This window comes from Streptomyces sp. NPDC046821 (assembly GCF_040645335.1).
Taxonomy (GTDB): domain Bacteria; phylum Actinomycetota; class Actinomycetes; order Streptomycetales; family Streptomycetaceae; genus Streptomyces.
The window spans coordinates 297,820-316,805 of sequence record NZ_JBEYYB010000008.1; the positions used below are offsets into that span (position 1 = coordinate 297,820).

The following is an 18,986-nucleotide window of genomic DNA, read 5'->3' on the forward strand; positions in this document are numbered from 1 at the left end:
CGGGGTCACTTCATCCGGGTCGCCCACTCCTGGACCTTCGCGATGCGCTGCCGCAGCTGCCCGGCCGTGGCCTCCGCGCTCGGCGGCCCCCCGCACACGCGCCGCAGCTCGGTGTGGATGACGCCGTGCGGCTTCCCGCTCTGGTGGACGTACGCGCCGACCATCGTGTTGAGCGACTTCCTCAGTTCGAGGAGTTCCTTGTGGGAGACGACGGGCCGCCGCTCGGCCGGCATCTCCAGGAGGTCGGCCTCGCTGTCCGGCTTCTTCTTGCTGTGCGCGATCTGCCGGGCCTGCCGCTTCTGGAGCAGCATCTGCACCTGGTCGGGTTCGAGGAGCCCGGGAATGCCGAGGTAGTCCTGCTCCTCCTCGCTGCCCGGGTGCGCCTGCATACCGAACTCGGCGCCGTCGTAGAGGACGCGGTCGAAGACGGCCTCGGACTCCAGGGCCTCGAAGGAGAACTGCTCCTGCTCCCCCGTGTCCTCGTCCTCCTGCCGGTTCGCCTCGTCCATCTCCTTCTCGGACTCGGCGTACGGGTCCTCCTCGCCGTCCTTCTTCGGCTTGTCGAGCACGTGGTCGCGCTCGACCTCCATCTCGTTGGCGAAGCCGAGCAGGTCGGGGACCGTGGGCAGGAAGACCGAGGCGGTCTCGCCGCGCCGCCGCGACCGCACGAAACGGCCGACGGCCTGCGCGAAGAACAGAGGCGTCGAGATCGTCGTCGCGTACACGCCGACCGCGAGCCGGGGCACGTCGACGCCCTCGGACACCATGCGGACGGCGACCATCCAGCGGTCGTCGCTCGCGCTGAAGTCGTCGATCCGGTTCGACGCGCCGGTGTCGTCGGAGAGGACGACGGTGGGCTTCGTGCCGGTGATCTCCCGGATCAGCTTGGCGTAGGCGCGGGCAGAGTCCTGGTCGGCGGCGATGACGAGACCGCCGGCGTCCGGGATGCCCTTGCGGACCTCGGTGAGCCGCTGGTCGGCGGCGCGCAGCACGCTCGGCATCCATTCGCCGCGCGGATCGAGCGCGGTACGCCAGGCCTGGCTGATGGCGTCCTTGGTCATCGGCTCGCCGAGCCGCGCCGCGATCTCGTCACCGGCCTTGGTGCGCCAGCGCATGTTGCCGCTGTAGGAGAGGAAGATGACGGGCCGCACGACGCCGTCGCCGAGCGCGCTGCCGTAGCCGTAGGTGTAGTCGGCCGAGGAGCGCCGGATGCCGTCGTTCCCCTCCTCGTACGTGACGAAGGGGATCGGGTTCGTGTCCGAGCGGAACGGCGTGCCGGTGAGGGCGAGGCGGCGGGTGGCCGGCTCGAACGCCTCCAGGCAGGCCTCGCCCCACGACTTCGAGTCACCGGCGTGGTGGATCTCGTCGAGGATGACGAGGGTCTTGCGCTGCTCGGAGCGGTTGCGGTGGAGCATCGGGCGGACGCCCACACCGGCGTACGTGACGGCGACGCCCTGGTACTCCTTGCTGAGCGGGCCCGCGCTGTACTCGGGGTCCAGCTTGATCCCTATGCGCGCCGCCGCCTCGGCCCACTGCTTCTTCAGGTGCTCGGTCGGCGCGACCACGGTCACCTGCTGCACGACGTGATGGTGCAGCAGCCAGGACGCGAGGGTGAGCGCGAACGTCGTCTTGCCGGCGCCCGGGGTGGCGACGGCGAGGAAGTCGCGCGGCTGCTCCTGGAGGTACCTCTCCATGGCCCCTTGCTGCCAGGCACGCAGCTTGCCCGCGGTGCCCCAGGGGGCGCGGCCGGGGAAGGCGGGTGAGAGGTGGTGGGAGGAGGCGGAAGAGGCGGTGGCGGCGGCGGTGGTAGTCACGGTCTCCGGTTTTGACGCAGGTACGGGCGGGGCGCGGACCGCAGGGTGCTGACGCGGGCCACAGCGCTGACGCGGGTTTCTCGCTGACTTACTGACGCTGGGGGTACGCACTTTGAGGCTCGGGGTACGTACGACAACCGGGCCACCCTACCGGTGAGCCGCGCTCATCCAGGGGCAGACTCGGGCGCCCGCGGCACGGATGCGACAGGCCTCACACCGGCCCGTCAGCGACCGGCGGCCCGTACCCGCGTAGCCACGTCAGCGCCCTACGGCCCGTACCCGCGTGGCCACATCAGCGCCCTGCGGCCCGTACCCGCGTGGCCACCCACGCCCCCACCAGGGCGACCGCAGCCATCGGCAGGAACACGGCGACGAAGGCCGCCGGATGCGAGCCGCCGCCGGACTGGACGGCTCCGTGGGCGGCGCCTACGGCACCTCCGCCGAGCGCCGCGAAGGCCGCTCCTCCGATGGCGAGGAGTACGACGTTGGACAGGCCGTCCGAGATCTGGAGGGCGGCGGAGTTGGCCCCCGCCTCCTCGGGCGCGGACAGCTCGAGCAGCAGCACGCTCGTCGACGAGATGACGAGCCCCATCCCCAGGCACCCGAAGGCCCAGGCGACGGCGACGATCCACACCGGCACGGCCTGGATCAGCACGCTCGGCACGGTCGCGACGGCCGCCGTCACCAGCAGCATCCCGCCCGACATCATCTGCTCGCGGTACGGCTCGAAACGCGGCCGCGACTGGAGGTAGGAGCCGAGCGCCCACGTGCCCCCGCCGAGCGAGAGCGAGAGCCCGGCCGTCGTCGGGGAGAGCCCGCGCTGGGTGACGAGCATGAGCGGTACGAAGGACTCCGCCGCGATGAACGACCCGGCGGCCACGCCACGCAGCAGCACGACCGACGGCAGCCCGCGCGCCGCGCGATACGTCCCGCGCGGCAGCAGCCCGAGCACGGCCGGCACGAGCAGGGTGACGCCCACCGCGCCGGGCAGGAGCGAGAGCCACCGCAGGTCCTGGGCCGCGTACTGGAGGAGCCCGGCGCCCAGCGAGATCCCGAGGGCGAGCCGGATGCGCCGGCCGTCGACCGCGCCTCGCGCCGCGCCCTCGGCGGGGCCCGACGCACGCCGCCGTATCTGCGGCAGCGCGAGCGCCAGCGGGAACACGACGAGAACGGGGATCCCGATGAACACCCATCGCCACCCGATGTGCTCGGTCACCGCGCCGGACGCGAGCGGCCCGACGACGGACGGGACGACCCAGCTCGCCGCGAACGCGGCCATGATCGCGGGCCGCAGCCGCTCCGGGTACGCGCGGCTGACGACGACGTACAGCGCGACGATGACGAGCCCGCCGCCCAGCCCCTGCACGGCCCGCCCGGCGATGAACATCCACATCGACGCTGCCGTCCCGGCGAGCAGCAGCCCCGCCGCGAACGCCGCGATCCCCGCCCCGAGCGGCCCCAGCGGCCCGCGCCGGTCGGCCCACTGCCCCGAGAAGACCATCCCGAACAGGCTCGTCGTGAAGAACGCGGAGAACGCGAACGCGTACAGCGACACCCCGTGCAGCTCCCGCGCGGCGACGGGCATGGCCGTCCCGACGGCGGTCGCCTCGAAGGCGATCAGCAGGACGACGGAGACGATGCCGATGCTGAGGGAACGGTAGGAACGGCTGAGGACACCGTCACGGGGTGCGACCGTCTGTCCGGTCGGGGTGGGCGGTGCGGTCTCGGTGGGCGAGGTGGCGACGGCATCGGCGTCATCACGGGGTTCCAGGGCGGCCATAGGGTTCAGAGTAAGAGGCACAACGCTGGTTGACCCCTGTCGAGAGTCGCGCTTCTCCTGGTCCCATCGTCGTACGACCATGAACGGCGTATGGCAGTCGTATTGCAGCCCTCGACCATCCCTTGAGCCCTGCCACCGCCGGCCCATACGGTCAGTGCATCGAGTTCACCCCGGCCGTGTGCCCGAGTGGTTTAGGGATTCGCCTGCAAAGCGAAGCACACCGGTTCGATTCCGGTCACGGCCTCGATCAGCCCGACAAGGGGCGCCCCGATTCACCGGGGCGCCCCTTCGGCATTCCCCCTCCCCCGTCAAGGCGCCGCATCACCCGCACGTGGGGTGACCAGCGCATCCGCCCTGTCGTTGCCCAGAATCCCGCCTGAATGCACGGCAGTTGAGCATCGGGCGGAGTTTCGATCTGGAGCACCTCTACGGGGAGGACCTCACCACCATGACCTTCGGACCTGCCCCAGGGCAGCAGAACCTCGCGTCGTCACCGGCACGGAAGCGCGCCTCGGCACGGGCGATCGAGGAGCACATCGAACCGGACACGCGCCGCTCGGGCGAGTGGGCGGACGAGGACACGGGGGCCGCGGTCAGGGCGTTCGACGCGAAGGACGGGCACGGCTGGGTCACGTCGAGGGCCCTGAAGAAGGCGCACAAGACGTGGGCGGATCAGGTGAAGTCCCTTATGAACAGGCTGAGTTCGGAGAAGGTGTCGCTACGGGCGACGACGACCGTGCTCCAGGGAACGGACTTCGGCGTAGGGGCACACGTACGGACGAAGTCATCACTGGACAGCTACTGAGCAACTGGCAGACAACTGAGAACGAGGACCGGACGGTTGCCCACGTACCACGAGATCATGACCACCGACCTGGCCACGCTCACCACGGCGGCGGACCGCTGGGACGGAATGGCGAAGGAATTCGGAAAACGGGAGGCGGACTACAAGAGGGACGTCCACGGAATCACCCCCGGCCCACCTTCCCCCACCACCTGGACGGGCTTGAGCGCGGACGCGGCCGCCAAACGCTTCGACGTGACCCTCCACGAATTCCAGAACGCCCAGACGGAAGCAAAGGCGATCGCTTCTCTCCTCCGGGACGCACACGCGCAGTTCACGACCTTACGAGGCAACCTCAAATCGGAGCGGGCGGCGGCGGTCAAGGCCGGCATAAGGGTGTCGGCGCGGGGCGTGGTGGCGTACGACGAGGAACGCGCGGCGGCGAGCGAGGCGGGTTCGGCGCTGCATGACCCGGGGAGCAGGGCGGAGGTCCATCGGGCGGTCGAATCCTGGCAGGGGCGCATCGACAGGGCGGTGCGCGCGGTGGGAGACGCGGACGAGGGCGTGGAGATCGCACTGAGCGCGGCCGTCTTCGATTCCGACCTGACGGACGGAACGGGAAACGGCTTCAACGCGAGCGCGAAGGGCGACATCGAGCAATACGAAGCCGAAGCGGCAAGTCTCTCCGCCCGAAAACTGGCAAACGGCGAACACCTGACCGCACACCAACTCACCGAACTACAACGCTCGTTCCGCGACAACAGCCACGACCCGGCATTCAGCCGCACCCTCCTGGACAGCTTGGGCCCGAGCGGCACGATCCGCCTGACGAACAGCCTGGGCGACCTGGCCCACGTCACGGACACTCGTCATGCGGCAACGTACAACTCCCTCGAAACGGGCCTCGCCAACTCCCTCGCGTCAGCAACCAAGAATTCCCACTCCGAGTGGTACAGGCACTGGCGGGCGGAAATGCGGAAGGCGGGCGTGGCCCGTTACGAAACGGCCGCGCAGGGAGCGAGGCTGGACAAGGTCCGCGGCTACCAGTCCCTGGTCACGCTGATGCGGCACGGCGACGGATACGGCCGGGACTTCCTGGAAAACATCACGGACGACATGATCACGGCCGAGAAAAAGAACCCCGACATCTGGGACCTGAAGGGCGAGTACGCCGGCAAACAGGACGGCTGGTTCGCCAACGACCCGGTGGACGGAGCCCTGGGCGTCATGAGCCACGCCCCGGCCACGGCGGCGCACTACCTCAGCGACGACGCCCGAATGAAGTACCTGATGCACGACCGCGACTGGAAGGTAACTCTGCACACAGAAGAGGCCGCAAAGGCGACGACGTACACCCCATCCCTGGACAAGGACACCCGAGCAGGCTTCGCATCGGCCCTCCAGGCAGGAGCCACAGGCCTGGACCCGACGGACCCGGACGCCAAATACGTCAAACACTCCGACGCCAACAACAAGGTCTTCAAGTCGTCCCTGACGTATCTGGCGGACGAGGGTGACAAATTCCCTTCATCACTACGGGAACCGATGGCGAAGATTCTGGTCAATCACGGGGATACGGTTCATGCGGCGGCGAGCCGAATCGACATGAAGGGGTCACCCATCGAGCAGGACAAGCTGTACGAGGTCGTGAAGCAGGTGTCGAAGGACCAGGGCTCGTATGCGGCGCTCAACAGCGGAATCAACCACGCGATCGTCAGCGATATCCATGACCCGGATCAGAAGTACCCGATGGACTCACTGACCCGTGCGGGGCGAACGGTGGGGTTCCTCGAACAGGCCAGGGTCTCCGCTGCGGGCGCGCCCCAGACCGCCGAGTTCAAACACAAATGGATCGTCGATCAGGCCATCGGTTACCTCCCCGTGGGGAGTGACGAGGTCCAGTCCGGAGTGGACTATGTGACCGAGAGGTGGCTGGCCGACGAACAGCGGAAACTCGACGACAAGGCAGCGGACGCCAACATCGCCACGTACAGCAATCGAAACAACCAGCTGATGGCCCTGGCGGATGAATGGCGCAAGACGCACAAGACACCCGGTTCACCGTACGACCCCCAAGGCGTAGTCGACCAAGCTGCCGACGCCGGAGCTCTACGCGCTCAAGGCGTATCCGGGGAGGCCACCAAGTGATCCGCCGCAGCAAAGTGGCCCAAATGGCTTCACTGGCAATTTTCATGCTCTGTTTGCCCGCCTGCGGCTCGCAGAACATCAAGATCCCCGCGTCGATTTGCGAAACACCCGTAGACCCGAAGCTCACCGCCCCTCTCCTCAAGTCCACCGGAGAATTGAGCGAGTGGCACGCCGCGGGTTGGGGCGAGAAGGGCAGGTCTGTATGCATCATTTCCGTCGATAAAACCGAAGCTCTCCGACTCCGGTTCGACTGGCACACCGACACCATCGACCCGATGAAGTACTCGTCACCCAACAACTCCGTGACGGGACTTTGGGAGCCTAGGCGTATGCCTCACCTGGCCGACTCCGCCACGATCGGGGACGACGGGTCGATGGCCACAACTCGCTGCAAGGGACGAGGGAAGTGGCACTTCACTCTCGCCCTCAAAGTCACGCGCGATCGCAAGATCGTCCACCAGCCGAGGGAAATCGAACGATTCATGCGCACCTACATGCCCGCAACCATGAAAACCGTCGGCTGCACCCCACCCTGACCGTTAACTGCCCGCCGTGAAATACACACCCCCACCGACCACAATCACGGCAAACGCAACAAACACCGCCACGAAGAGAATCAGCTTGCCGGCGGAGGGAACGGGCTCGTAGGAGCTCGGCTCGGGCCCGCCCGGGTCCCGCCGCTCCGAAGTCCAACGTACGACCACACGAGAGCCGCCCGACCGCGGGGGGAAGTCGGGCGGCTCTCTTACTCAAGAGTAAGTATTCGCTGACCTCCACGACCAGGCGAACAGCCGACGTTCGCTCGATCTACACGCCCGGCGCGCCACCGCCACACACGCACCCACCCCAGTCACTCACCCTCACCGAAAACACCCCCGCAAGCGGCCCGGTACGCCGACTCGGCACTCACCCGTACGAGCCGCTCGTCAATGGGCCGCCGCATGACGAGAAGCCGGTAGTAGAAAGGGGCGCTGAGGGCGGTAATGACTTCGTACGGATCCGTACCCGACGGAGCGTCACCCCGCGCCACAGCCCGGTGAACCAACGGCGTCACCACATCAATTCGAGCCAAGAACGCACCCCGCACAAGCTCAGCGATGTGCGGGTCGTAAGCGGCGGCGGCGACCATCGCCTCGACGAGGTTGCGACTACGCGGCAAGGCGTGGAACCCGGCGATGGCCTGGGCCAGTTCGTGCAGGTCCTGCCGGAAGTCACCGGAGTCCGGCGTCGGAATGGTCGAACTGTGCTGGGCCATCAGATCGGCGATGACGCCCTCGACCGTGCGCCAGCGCCGACGGATCGTCGAGACGTGGACGCCGGAGCGGGCGGCGAGCCGGTCCAGAGTGAGTGCCGCGAACCCGACTTCAGCGAGCTCGTCCAACGTCGCCGCGAGAACTGCCGCACGGGTGCGGGCCGTACGCCCGCCGGGCCGGGCCGAGCCGGGCTGTGGTCGCTCTGTCATCGACGCCAATCTAGATGCCGCACCAATGGTCACGAGATCTTCACGTGCGACTCGGCCGATTCCTACCGTTTTTCTAACGGCGGGGCCGGCGAGCCTCCGGCTAACGTGAGGGCACCTTAATGCGCGGCAATAAGCGTTAGCCGCCTCGCGCCGCACTGAGGGTAGGGGGAACGGGGGATACCGGGGGATACCGCTACCGCGCCGGCCGACGAGCGCGACAGCGGTGGCGGCACCGCCCGGCGCGGCACAGACCAAGTACTACGTCCACTCCTGACCCGGGAACCCCAGCGGGCGGCTCACCCCTCCGCAACCGTCGCCGAGCCCTCCGGCAAATTTTCCGCACCAGTACATCCCAGCAAATCACGAGCAACGACGCGCGCAGCTTCCGAAACCAGGGATACCACGTTCTCGCGCGTGCTTACATCGGAATTACCCCGCGGCCCCGTGACGGTCACTTCAAGCACATATTTGCTGGCGTCGCGAACCCCCGGCTTAGGGCAGTCCATGAAAATTGCGGCACCCACAGGACTCTTTGGATGCCCGACGGGCTGTCCCGCATACCCCTTCGCCTCACCGAACCTCAGAGACTTCAAACCCAACTTCGCCGCATCTTCGTCAATCTTTGCGTCTGAGTATCCGTCAAGGAACAGACTGTGCGCGATCGAGACCGCCTGCCCGCCCGCGGCAAGGTCACAACTTCCCCCACCCCCGTGCACGTGAGGTTTTGCCGGGATAGCGAATCCGGTAGTGATAGGAACTTCCCTGAACTGCTCCCCGCTCTTCGGTAGTAGCGCCCTGACATACTTACTTGACAAAGAGTTCTGGCACACCCTGTCCGGAATCGACACTGCGTTTCCACGTACAGATCTGGAGGACCAAACCAGCACCCCCGCAAGGACAACCAGCACCGAGAGCCCGGAAAGTATCCAGGGATTGCGGAATCCTCGAACCTTCGGAACCGCATTCATCTATTTCCCCCGCTCGAGAGCGCCCATCCTCGTTAGGTCGTAGACGGCCTGCCCACTCGACGCCTGCTGACCTTCGATACGAGTTATGAAGACACGAACCTAGCGATGCGTGCTCGATGCCCACAAGCGCCGGCGCCGCCCCTGAACCGCCGTCCAGCCGCTCTCGCACCCCTCTAGTAGTCTCGCCGGGCGGTTAAACGGACGGGGGGGCAGTTGCACATGCGTACGCCAGAGGTCGGGGCGGAGCCAGGGGCGAGGGGTGGTACCAAGACCTCCCGTACCGGGCCCTTCACCGTCATCACTCGCCTCGACGCCCCCTCCTCCCGTCTCCTCGCTCCCGTCGCCGTCCCCGAGAACCGCTACATCGCCCGTAGCTCCGACGGCGACCGGACCATGTTCGTAAGCACCCCGCTCGTCGGCGCCGACCCCCGCCCCTTCATGGTCGAAGCGGAAGCGTCCCGGTTCCTGCTCGGGCCATGGGCTCTGCCCGCAACGGAGTTGGCCCCGCCCGGCGACGCCCCCTGGCACGCCCGCCCCTACGTGCCCGCCCTCCCCCTGCCCACCGCCCTCGCCGTGCACGGCGGCCCCCTCCCCGAGCGCACCGTCCGCGCCCTCGGCGCCGCCCTCGCTGAGACCCTCGCCATCGCGCACAACCAGCGCCTGACGCACGCCGGCCTGTCCCCCGCCGCCGTACTCCTCGCCGCCGACGGCCCCCGGCTCACCTGTTTCGGCGCCGTGCGGGCCGCCGCTCCCGACGGCACCGCGCGTTCCGGGCTGCCCGGTCTCGACGCGGGCAGTCTGCCGCCGGAGCAGGCCTCGGGCGGGCGGCCGCGCCCCATGGGCGACGTATACGCGCTGGGCGCCACCCTCGCGTACGCGGCCACCGGCACCACCGCCCCGGAACGGGACGAACTGCCGCCCGCGCTGCGTTCCGTCATCGGACGATGCCTCGCCCGCGACCCTGGCGACCGGCCTCAACTGGCAGCGGTCCAGGAGGAGTTCGTCCCTCCCTCCCCCTCCCCCGTCGCCACGCAGACCGGTTCGCGCGCCGCCGCCCTCCTCGGGCCCGGCTGGCTGCCCGCCCGCGTCATCGCCGCCATCGCCCATCAGTCGGCGGCGCTGCTCGCCGCGGAACCCGACCTTCTCGCCCCGGCCGACCGCCCCCAGGACTGACAGCAACCGACATGCCCTCCCCTCTCACGCACGACGACCCCATCGCCCTGGGCGCGTACCGGCTGCTTGCCCGTCTCGGCAGCGGCGGCATGGGCACCGTCTATCTCGGCCGCTCGGCCCGCGGCCGTACCGTTGCGCTCAAGACCATGCACGCGCGCATCGCCGCCGACCCTGATTCGCGTACGCGCTTCCGGCTGGAGGTCGATGCCGCGCGGGTCATCGGGGGCCGTTACGGGGCCCAGGTCGTGGACGCCGATCCGCTCGCCGAGACGCCGTGGCTCGCCACCGAGTACGTGCTCGGCCCGCCGCTCGACGACGCCGTCCAGTGGAACGGCCCCCTCCCGGAGGCCTCGGTCCGTGCCCTCGGGGCCGCACTCGCCAACGCCCTCGAACAGCTGCACCGTTCCGACGTCGTCCACCGCGACCTCAAGCCGTCCAACATCATGGTCACCGCGTACGGGCCGAAGGTCATCGACTTCGGTATCGCCCGCGCGATCGGCGACGCCCGGCTCACCCAGACCGGCGCCGCCGTCGGCACCCCGGCCTTCATGTCCCCCGAACAGGCGACCGGCCAGGAACACGACGCGGCGGGTGACGTGTTCGCGCTGGCCGGCGTCCTGGTCTTCGCGGCGACGGGCCACGGCCCGTTCGGCCAGGGCCAGCCGGCGGACCTCCTGTACCGGGTGCGCTACGCGGAACCGGACCTCGGCGCCGTACCGCCCTCCCTCCTCCCCCTCCTGACCCGCTGCCTCGCCAAGGACCCGGCCCACCGCCCCACCACGGCCGAGATCGCCACCCAACTCCACGACGGCAGCGGCGAGTTCGCCGACCACCTCCCGGCGACGGTCCTCGCGGAGATCGGGCGGCGGGCGAGTGACGTTTGGGGGGTGACGGCGCAGCGGATGACGGCGCCTGCTGCGGAGGCTCCCGCTCCGGCGTCCACGAGGCCGACTGCCGCCTCCGTCTCCCGGCGCCGCTTCCTGGCCCTCGGCGGTGGTGCGTCCGCAGGTGTCGCCGCAGCGGCAGGAGGCTTCTTCTACTGGAGTGGCCAGTCCGAGTCGGGGGCCGGCCCTGACGACGCCGGCGCGCAGCCCGACAACGGCGCGAACGCCAAGCCGACCACAGGGCTCGCCCCCTTGTGGAAGGCGGAGGACCGCGACCGGCAGCACGAGCTGGGCCCTCTGTTTCCCCATTCCGTACCGGGCACCCTCCTGATGGACCTGGGAGGCTTCGGGGGGCTCGAGCCACGCACCGGCGACCCGAAGTGGGACGCCCCCAGCACAGTGACGAGCTGGCAATGCGGCGTGGGCCAGAAGGTGTACCGCATCGAGACGCCCGCCTCGGACTCGGAGCAGAAGCATCCGCCACTCGCGGTTCACACCGTCAGCACCGACGACGGCCGGACCCTGACCACTCTCGCCCGCCTCCCCGCCAGCAACGGCCGTCTCGAAGGCAACCAGCTGCTGTGCGTCGCCGACGGATCCATCTATCTGGCGGTCGGCGACGGCCAGGACCCGCCCAGCGGCGCGGGAGAGTTCCGCGCGAACCAGAAGTGGACCCTGCGGGCGGTGGACGGCCGCACCGGCAAGACCTCGTGGACGCAGCCACTGCCGTCACGACGCAATGACAGCAAACGACTGCACTTCCTCGCGGCGCAGGTCATCGGTGACCGCCTGATCACGTACCAGGAGCGCGAGGAGGGTGCGGTGCGCGTCGTCGTACGTAACACCCGTACCGGTGCGGTGATTTGGGACCAGCCCTATGGCCCCGTCGACGACCCCGAGTCGGTACGCGAAAGCATCGCGGCCGACGACTCGCACGTCTATCTGGGCGCCGGGCAGCTGCGGGCCCTGCGCCTGACCGACGGCCGGCAGGTCTGGTCCTCCAGGCCGGCCCAAGGGTACGGAGAGACGTACAGCCCCCCGACCCTCAAATCCGGAGTCCTGTACGCGACGGTGGACGGCGTCGGCCTGGTCGCCGTCGACCCGCGCAGCGGAAAGCAGCGATGGACGGAGAAGGGCGACAGCACGGGCAGCGCCTTCGTGACCTGCCGTCCCGTCGTCGGCACCCGGTACGCGTACTACAAGAGCGGGGTGACGCTCCGAGCCGTCAGCCTCGCCTCGCACACCGCCGCACGGACCTATGTCACGTCCGGCGAGCAGTTCTACGGCGACGAGAAGAACAGCGTCATTATCGCGGTCGCCAGCAAATACGTGGCCGCGTACCCACTCGCGTGACCTGCCCATAAGCCCGTCACGTCCCCCGCGCGCAGAAAGCCAGCTCTGATGAAACCCCTCGGCACCGGCGACCCCGTCCGCCTCGGCCCGTACCGTCTGCTCGGCGTCCTGGGCGAGGGCGGCATGGGCAAGGTCTACGTCGGCCAGGACGACGCCGGAACGCTCGCGGCCGTGAAGGTGCTGCGTCCGGAACTCGCCCATGACACGCATCTGGCACAGCGTTTCGTCCGGGAGGCGCAGGCCGCGCAAGCCGTGCGGAGCCCGGGTATCGCCGCGGTGCTCGGGGCGCAGACGGAGGGCGGGCGCCCGTGGATCGCCACCGAGTTCCTCGCCGGGCCGACCCTCGACCAGGCCGTGGCCGCCCACGGCCAGCTCGACGAATCCGCCGTACGGGCGCTCGCGGCCTCGCTGGCCCGCACCCTCACCGACATCCACGCGGCCGGGTTCATCCACCGCGATCTCAAGCCGCCGAACATCGTCATGACGTCGAGCGGACCGCGCGTCATCGACTTCGGAATCGCCCGCCCCGAGCACGGCCTCACCCTCACCACCACCGGCCAGGTCCCGGTCACCCCGGGCTACGGCGCCCCCGAGCAGGTCCTCGGACAGCGCGTCTCGCCCCCGGCGGACGTGTTCTCGCTGGGCGCGGTCCTGGTCTACGCGGCGGGCGGCAGGCCCGCGTACGGCGGCGGGCACGTCGCCGCCGTCCAGTACGAGGTGGTCCACGGGGAGCCCCAACTCGACACCGTCCCCATGCAGTTGAGAACGCTCATCGCTCCGTGTCTGGCCAAGGACCCGGCTGCACGTCCCACACCGAGCCAGATCACGGCTGCCTTCGACGATCCGGGGAAGGCCCGTCGGATCTGGCGGCACGGGCCACTCGCCGACTCGATCAAGGAACGCGAGGACAGCGCACGGGAGTTGGCCGGGCGCGGCTCGTCCGAGACGGCCCCGGGTCTGACCCGGCGACGGCTGATCACCGGATTCGCCGCGGGTGGCGCGGTACTGGCGGCAGGAGGTGGCGGCACCGCCTGGTGGCTGGGCGCGCAGAAGAAGCAGGAAGCGGAGAAGAGCAAGGATCCCTTCTACGCGCCGCCGGCGGTGCGCACGCCCAAGGCCACCCTCGACACCGGAGCCGGCGGCAAGCCCACGACCCTGTGGGACGCGGCCGACGTGATGGACGGCGCGCACGGGGGCCTCCTTCCCGTACGGGACGTCCTCGTCTTCGCGTCGCTGAAAGGCGGGATCGCCGCACACGACGTCAGGAACGGAAAGCGGCGGTGGACGGTGCCCGACGCACAGGTCAGGGCCGGCTGCCTCTCACTCTCGGACCAGCTGATCGCGATGGCGGACGGGCAGGGGACCCTCCGCACGTTCGTCGCCTCCACCGGGCAGCCCAAGTGGACGTGTCGGGCGGCGGAGGCCAAGGCACTCGTCGCCTCGGACGACGAAGCCGTGTACGTACTCACCGCCGACGACCAGCTGCGCAGCATCAGCCGTTCCGACGCGAAGGTCCGCTGGACGTCGAAGTTCCCGCCCGAGTACCGCGGGAAGGTCCAGTACCGGGCCGTCATCGATGAGGGACTGCTGGTGTTCGTGGGAGACGGCGGCGGCATCCTCACCATGGCCACGGCCGACGGCCATCCGGTGTGGTCGTTCCCGCAGAAGACGGATCTGGACGTCGTTCCGGCCGTCCACAAGGGAATCGTCTATCTCAACGGCGAGCCCCTGACGGCTCGTCGCCTGCGTGACGGCAAGAAGCTGTGGGAGTCCAAGCCCGGGTACCGCCTCGGCGCGAAGGCGTGGGGACCGCCTCTGGTGTACGGCGACTCGCTCTACGTGAACGACGGGGACCACACCCGGCGCATCCTGATGAAGGACGGCAGCGACGACTGGTCGACGCTGGGTGAGGCGAGCTACTGGAGCCCTGTCCTGCGTCAAGGAAGCGGCCTGTGGACCTACTTGTACAGGGAGGGCTCGGAGCAGGTGAGCACCATGAACATCGAGGACGGCACGGCCAGGTGGGCGTACGACCTGCCCAAGGCTGACTACATCGACCTGGCGGCGGACGGCAATCGCGTCTTCGTGCAGCATGACAGCGCGATCACCGCGCTGTCGGTCTACTGACCTCGGGCCCCTACTGTCCGCCGGGCGGGGTCCCGGGACCGGGGTAGTTCGGATCCGAGGCGGGCCACGGGGTGTACGCGGGATGCGCCGGCCGGCTCGGAGCGTAGGCCGGCGCCGGGCTCGGAACGTAGGCCGGCGCCGGAGGCTGCTGCACGCCTCGGCTCTTACGGCGTCGGACCAGCGGAACGGCGACGCCCGCGCCGATCAGCACGGCAGCGCCGATGCCGATTCCGATCCACAAGGGAGCGTTACTGTCGCTCTGCTCGGCGGCGGTCTGCGGCGCCGCGTCCGAGGCCTTCGGTGACGGGTACGTGATCACCTCGGGAAGCGGGAAGTCCGGCAGCGGATACTTGTCGGCCGGACCCGGATTTCCTGGCTTCGGCAGGGCGATGCGGGGGCGTACGACTCCGTATCCGATGGCGCCGTTCCGCTCCGAGCCGTCCCTCGGACCGCCGAGGGTGTTGAGCAGCACCCTGAGCACCTGGTTGTTGGTCCAGTCGGGGTGCTTGGCCCAGATCAGGGCGGCGCTGGCGGAGGCGATGGCGGTGGCGTCGCCCGTCCCGGCCGTTCTGCAGTACCCGGTCTTGCTCGCCTTGGTCCCGCACGCGTGCACCATGTCGACACCGGGGGCGGACAGGTCGACCTGGTCGCCCTTCTGGGACGTTTCCGTCGCGGCAATGTCCTTGTTCACGGCACCGACGCCCACCACGCCGGGCGTTGCGGCCGGGTAATCCAGTTCGCTCCCGATGTCGCCGCCCTCGCCCACCGACGCGAAGACCAGGGACCCCTTGCCCAAGGCGTACTTCACAGCTTCGGTCAGTTCTGTCGAGCCCTCGATCAGCTCCTGGGAAACGTTGATGACCTTGGCGTTGTGATCGGCCGCGTAGCGAATGGCCTTGGCGAAAACGGGGTTGTCCTTCGTCGCCAGCTCGCCCAGGCTGTTCGCGTTGTTGATGTCAGGGATGCGGATGGGCATGATCTTGGCGCCCGGCGCCACTCCGAACCCCCCTTGCCCACCGCCGTCCGCGCCGGTCCCCGCGATCAGTGCGGCGACTCCGGTTCCGTGCCCGTCGTAGTCGGTCCGCTCGTCGCCGGGCGAACGCGGCGCGAGGTCCAGACCCGGCACGATCCTGCCCCCGAGGTCCGGGGTCGTGGCCTCCACACCGGTGTCGACGACGGCGACGGTGATGCCCTTGCCGGTACTGACCTTCCACATCTGTTCGGCCTGCATACGGTCCAGGTACCACTGGCGGGAGCGGATGGATTCCGCGTGAGCGGGGGCTGCTGCGGCGCCGGCGAGCAGTAGGGCGAGGGTCGTTGTTGCCGTTACGCGTGTGCGTGTGCGTGCGCATACCCGCTGTCCGTACATGTCGATCAACCTCAACGTCACGCGACCGGCCCTGTCCCCTGCGAACGGCCGCCGCCGTAGGGCGAGTTCGGGTCGTGGCTGGTGGGGTGGTTCTGGGGAGGGCCGTAGGGGTGGGTGTACCGCGGTGCGGGGGCGGCGGGGGCCGCCTGGGGGTACGGAGGCGTGGGTGGCGGCGCGCCACGGCGCTTGCGGCGGCGGGTGACGCCGACGGCTACGCCCACGCCGATCAGCGCGGCGGCGCCTATGCCAGCGGCGGTCCAGAGTGGGGTGTTGCCGGCGGGGCTCTTGGACGCGGCGGAACTGGCGTCGTCCGGTGCCTGAGCGGTCTTGGAGGGCTTGGATACTGCGACCGGATAGTCGGGGAGCGGGTACTTGTCGGCAGGGCCGGGATCGCCTGGGTTCTTCAGGGCGATGCGGGGACGGACGATGCCGTAACCAATACCGTCGTTACGCTTCGCACCGTCCGTGGGGCCGCCGATGGTGTTGAGCATGACCCGGAGGACCTGATTGTTGGTCCAGTCCGGGTGCTTGGCCCAGATCAGGGCGGCGCTGGCGGAGGCTAGAGCGGTGGCATCGCTGCTGCCGTGGGTCTCACAGAGGCCCGTTCCGCCACCGCAGGCGTGCACCATCTTGTCGCCCGGAGCAGACACATCCACCTGCGGGCCGTGCTGCGATTCCGCTGTCTTGCCCAGGTTCTTGCCTACGGCACCCACGCCTACGACGCCCGGTGTGCCGGCCGGGTACTGGACCGAGTTGTCCTCGTCTCCCGTGTTCCCGACCGCGGCGAACACCAGGGACCCCTTCCTCAGGGCGTAATCAACGGCGTTCGTCAGCTGCTCCGACTCGTCCTCAACGCCTTGCGAAATATTGATGACCTTCGCGCCATGGTCCGCCGCGTAGCGGATGCCGACCAAGGTGGCCTTGAGGAATTGGGCGTCCGCAGCCGCTCCGTTGTTGGCTTTCGAGCCATCAGGCAGCCGGATCGGAAGGATCTTGACACCGGGCGCAAGCCCGAAGGCACCCTGGCCTCCGGCGTAGGCTCCGGTCCCTGCGATCAGGCCCGCCATTCCGGTGCCGTGGCCGTCATAGTCGGTGTGTGCGTCGCCGGACAGACCTTCTGCGAGATCCTTTCCTGCCAGAATCCGCCCCTTGAGATCCGGATTCTGGGGATCCACACCCGTATCGATCACGGCAACGGTGACACCCGCTCCAGTGCTCGTCCTCCACATGCTCTCGGCGTGCATGACGTCGAGAAACCACTGTTCGGACCGAGTCGATTCGGCCTGGGCCGGGGCGGCTGCAGCGCCTACCAGCGTCAGGCCGACAACGACTGAGGTGATCGCACCGCTATAGATCCTCGTCACGCAGACGGACCAGGCCCCTGCGGACCGCCGCCGTACGACGAGTTCGGGTCGTGGCTCGGCGCGTAGCTCTGCGGAGTGCCGAACGGCTGGTACTGCGGCGCTCCCGGAACCGGAGCGTGCGAGTACGCGGGCGGCTGCGGAGCGCTGCGGCGCTTGCGGTTACGGAGGACCGGGACGGCGATGCCTGCGGCGATCAGGGCAGCGGCGCCCACGCCGATGCCGATCCATAGCGGGGTGTTGCTGCCCTCGGATGCAGCCGCCGGCGCGGCGGAACTGGCGTCGTCCGGCGCCTGAGCACTCTTCGAAGGCTTGGAGGGCTTTGATGCCGCCACGGGATAGTCGGGCAGCGGGTACTTGTCCGCCGGGCCGGGGTCGCCGGGGTTCGTCAGGGCGATCCGGGGGCGAACCGCTCCGTAGCCGGTGAAATCGTTGCGCTTTTCCCCGTTGGCTGCGCGGCCAATGGTGTTGAGCATGACCCGGAGGACCTGGTTGTTGGTCCAGTCAGGGTGCTTGGCCCAGATCAGTGCAGCACTCGCGGACGCCAGGGCCGAGGCGTCACTCGTGCCGCTGGTCCTGCAGAGGCCGGTGTCGCTGGACTTGCTTCCACACGCATGGACCATGTCAGCACCCGGAGCGGCCATATCCACTTGCTTGCCATGAGTGGACTCAGGGGTCATATGGAGATCTTTACCGATCGCGCTTACGGCAATGACCCCCGGAGTGGCGGCCGGATATGAGGCCTTGTTCAGATCCTCTCCATCATTTCCCGAGGAAGCGAAGACCAGCGAACCCTTCTTCAGCGCGTAATCCACCGAGTCCGTGAGTTTAGACGAGCCTTCGATGGCCCCCAGGGAGATGTTGATGACCTTGGCGCCATGGTCAACCGCGAACCGGATCGCCTTGGGTGCGGCCTGATTGAATTGGTCGCTCGCGTAATACCGATTGCCAACCTTATTCCCGTCTGGCATTCGAATCGGGAGGATCTTGGCGCCCGGAGCCAGGCCGAACGCTCCCTGACCACCTCGCCGTGCCCCTGTTCCTGCGATCAGCCCAGCCATTCCGGTGCCATGGCCCGCATAATCCGTGTGCTCATCACCGGCCTCTTTCGGCGCCAGATCCAGACCGTCCAGCACCCGGCCCTGCAGGTCAGGGTTGTTCGACTCGACTCCGGAGTCGATCACCGCGACTGTGACGCCTTCCCCCTTGCTGATGCGCCACATTTTCTCGGCCTGCATCGCAGTGAGGTACCACTGCTTATCGCGGTTGGATTCCGCGAGTGCGGGCGTCGCCGTGGCACCTACCAACAGCAAACCGAGGGCTGCCGAGGAGACGGCTCGGCGGCCGTGCCAATTGCTGCTGGTGGGCATGAAATTACCTCTCGTTATTCTTGGTGTCGTCATCGACGACGGGCGGCACATTTCCCCGGTCATCCGGCTGCCAGGTCGCTTCGTCCTCTACGAGATAGCCGGGGCGGCCACCTCGCTCTTCGTCCTGGCGGCCCTGCGGTTGGGCGCCACGTGGCACGGCGCCTCCGCGCCCTGCCTGGCTCGCGCCGTGAGTACCTTCTTGGGGCGTTCCCCCTGCGCCCTGGCCTCGGATCAAGCCTGAGCCCCCGGAACTGAACGAGCGGGCGTTCGCGCGGCCTTGCTGCTGCGGCCGGCCCCCCACGATGCCACCGCTCTCGCCCGTTGCGCCGGTCACGCGACGCCCCGAGGCCCCGCTGCGTGAACCAGAGGTTCCGGCCGCCGGCGCAGGCCTGG

13 protein-coding genes and 1 tRNA gene are annotated in these 18,986 nt (G+C 68.8%); 8 read left to right on the plus strand and 6 right to left on the minus strand.

Annotated elements, in window-relative coordinates; all coding sequences use genetic code 11:
* Positions 1-5: 5 nt before the first annotated feature.
* Both ABZ893_RS18450 and ABZ893_RS18455 read right to left on the minus strand, forming a co-directional pair.
* Positions 6-1,814 carry a DEAD/DEAH box helicase gene (locus ABZ893_RS18450; protein ID WP_361404328.1) on the minus strand — a complete coding sequence of 603 codons (1,809 nt, stop codon included), beginning with the start codon at positions 1,812-1,814 and terminating at the stop codon, positions 6-8.
* A 292-nt stretch (positions 1,815-2,106) separates the two neighbouring features.
* Positions 2,107-3,594, minus strand: coding sequence for an MFS transporter (locus ABZ893_RS18455; RefSeq protein ID WP_361404331.1), 1,488 nt, complete (start codon positions 3,592-3,594; stop codon positions 2,107-2,109).
* Positions 3,595-3,766: 172 nt separating this feature from the next.
* Here ABZ893_RS18455 and ABZ893_RS18460 point away from each other — a divergent pair.
* The 4 genes from ABZ893_RS18460 (at position 3,767) to ABZ893_RS18475 (ending at position 7,062) form a co-directional block, all read left to right on the plus strand.
* Positions 3,767-3,838 (plus strand) — tRNA-Cys (locus tag ABZ893_RS18460).
* A gap of 204 nt (positions 3,839-4,042) precedes the next feature.
* Positions 4,043-4,399 carry a hypothetical protein gene (locus ABZ893_RS18465; protein ID WP_361404334.1) on the plus strand — a complete coding sequence of 119 codons (357 nt, stop codon included), beginning with the start codon at positions 4,043-4,045 and terminating at the stop codon, positions 4,397-4,399.
* Between the two features lie 57 nt (positions 4,400-4,456).
* Positions 4,457-6,526 carry a hypothetical protein gene (locus tag ABZ893_RS18470; protein ID WP_361404337.1) on the plus strand — a complete coding sequence of 690 codons (2,070 nt, stop codon included), beginning with the start codon at positions 4,457-4,459 and terminating at the stop codon, positions 6,524-6,526.
* Positions 6,523-7,062: a hypothetical protein gene (locus ABZ893_RS18475; protein WP_361404340.1), complete on the plus strand. Its 540-nt coding sequence runs from the start codon at positions 6,523-6,525 to the stop codon at positions 7,060-7,062. Before ABZ893_RS18470 ends, ABZ893_RS18475 begins: the two co-directional genes overlap by 4 nt.
* Before the next feature lie 314 nt (positions 7,063-7,376).
* Here the strand turns inward: ABZ893_RS18475 and ABZ893_RS18480 are convergent, their stop codons facing one another.
* The gene (locus ABZ893_RS18480) at positions 7,377-7,988 is read right to left on the minus strand and encodes a TetR-like C-terminal domain-containing protein (protein ID WP_361404343.1); all 612 of its coding nucleotides are present in this window, start codon (positions 7,986-7,988) and stop codon (positions 7,377-7,379) included.
* Positions 7,989-9,175: 1,187 nt separating this feature from the next.
* Here ABZ893_RS18480 and ABZ893_RS18485 point away from each other — a divergent pair.
* From ABZ893_RS18485 to ABZ893_RS18495, 3 genes are read left to right on the plus strand one after another with little or no spacing between them, the layout of a single operon-like run.
* Positions 9,176-10,129, plus strand: a complete 954-nt coding sequence (locus ABZ893_RS18485; RefSeq protein ID WP_361404345.1) for a serine/threonine protein kinase — start codon at positions 9,176-9,178, stop codon at positions 10,127-10,129.
* An 11-nt stretch (positions 10,130-10,140) separates the two neighbouring features.
* Positions 10,141-12,366: a serine/threonine-protein kinase gene (locus ABZ893_RS18490; RefSeq protein ID WP_361404348.1), complete on the plus strand. Its 2,226-nt coding sequence runs from the start codon at positions 10,141-10,143 to the stop codon at positions 12,364-12,366.
* A 48-nt stretch (positions 12,367-12,414) separates the two neighbouring features.
* Positions 12,415-14,493, plus strand: coding sequence for a PQQ-binding-like beta-propeller repeat protein (locus ABZ893_RS18495; protein ID WP_361404350.1), 2,079 nt, complete (start codon positions 12,415-12,417; stop codon positions 14,491-14,493).
* 10 nt (positions 14,494-14,503) lie between these two features.
* On the opposite strand, the gene mycP (ABZ893_RS18500) is transcribed toward ABZ893_RS18495, so the two are convergent.
* The 3 genes from mycP (ABZ893_RS18500) to mycP (ABZ893_RS18510) form a co-directional block, all read right to left on the minus strand.
* The gene (gene mycP / locus ABZ893_RS18500) at positions 14,504-15,724 is read right to left on the minus strand and encodes a type VII secretion-associated serine protease mycosin (RefSeq protein WP_361404353.1); all 1,221 of its coding nucleotides are present in this window, start codon (positions 15,722-15,724) and stop codon (positions 14,504-14,506) included.
* A 155-nt stretch (positions 15,725-15,879) separates the two neighbouring features.
* The gene (gene mycP / locus ABZ893_RS18505) at positions 15,880-17,226 is read right to left on the minus strand and encodes a type VII secretion-associated serine protease mycosin (RefSeq protein WP_361404356.1); all 1,347 of its coding nucleotides are present in this window, start codon (positions 17,224-17,226) and stop codon (positions 15,880-15,882) included.
* Complete coding sequence (gene mycP / locus ABZ893_RS18510; protein WP_361404358.1) at positions 17,223-18,593, minus strand: type VII secretion-associated serine protease mycosin; 1,371 nt, start codon at positions 18,591-18,593, stop codon at positions 17,223-17,225. The genes mycP (ABZ893_RS18505) and mycP (ABZ893_RS18510) overlap by 4 nt, the downstream gene beginning before the upstream one ends.
* On the opposite strand from mycP (ABZ893_RS18510), the gene ABZ893_RS18515 reads away from it, so the two are divergent.
* The gene (locus ABZ893_RS18515) at positions 18,592-18,834 is read left to right on the plus strand and encodes a hypothetical protein (protein ID WP_361404361.1); all 243 of its coding nucleotides are present in this window, start codon (positions 18,592-18,594) and stop codon (positions 18,832-18,834) included. The genes mycP (ABZ893_RS18510) and ABZ893_RS18515 overlap by 2 nt on opposite strands.
* The last annotated feature ends 152 nt before the right edge of the window (positions 18,835-18,986 follow it).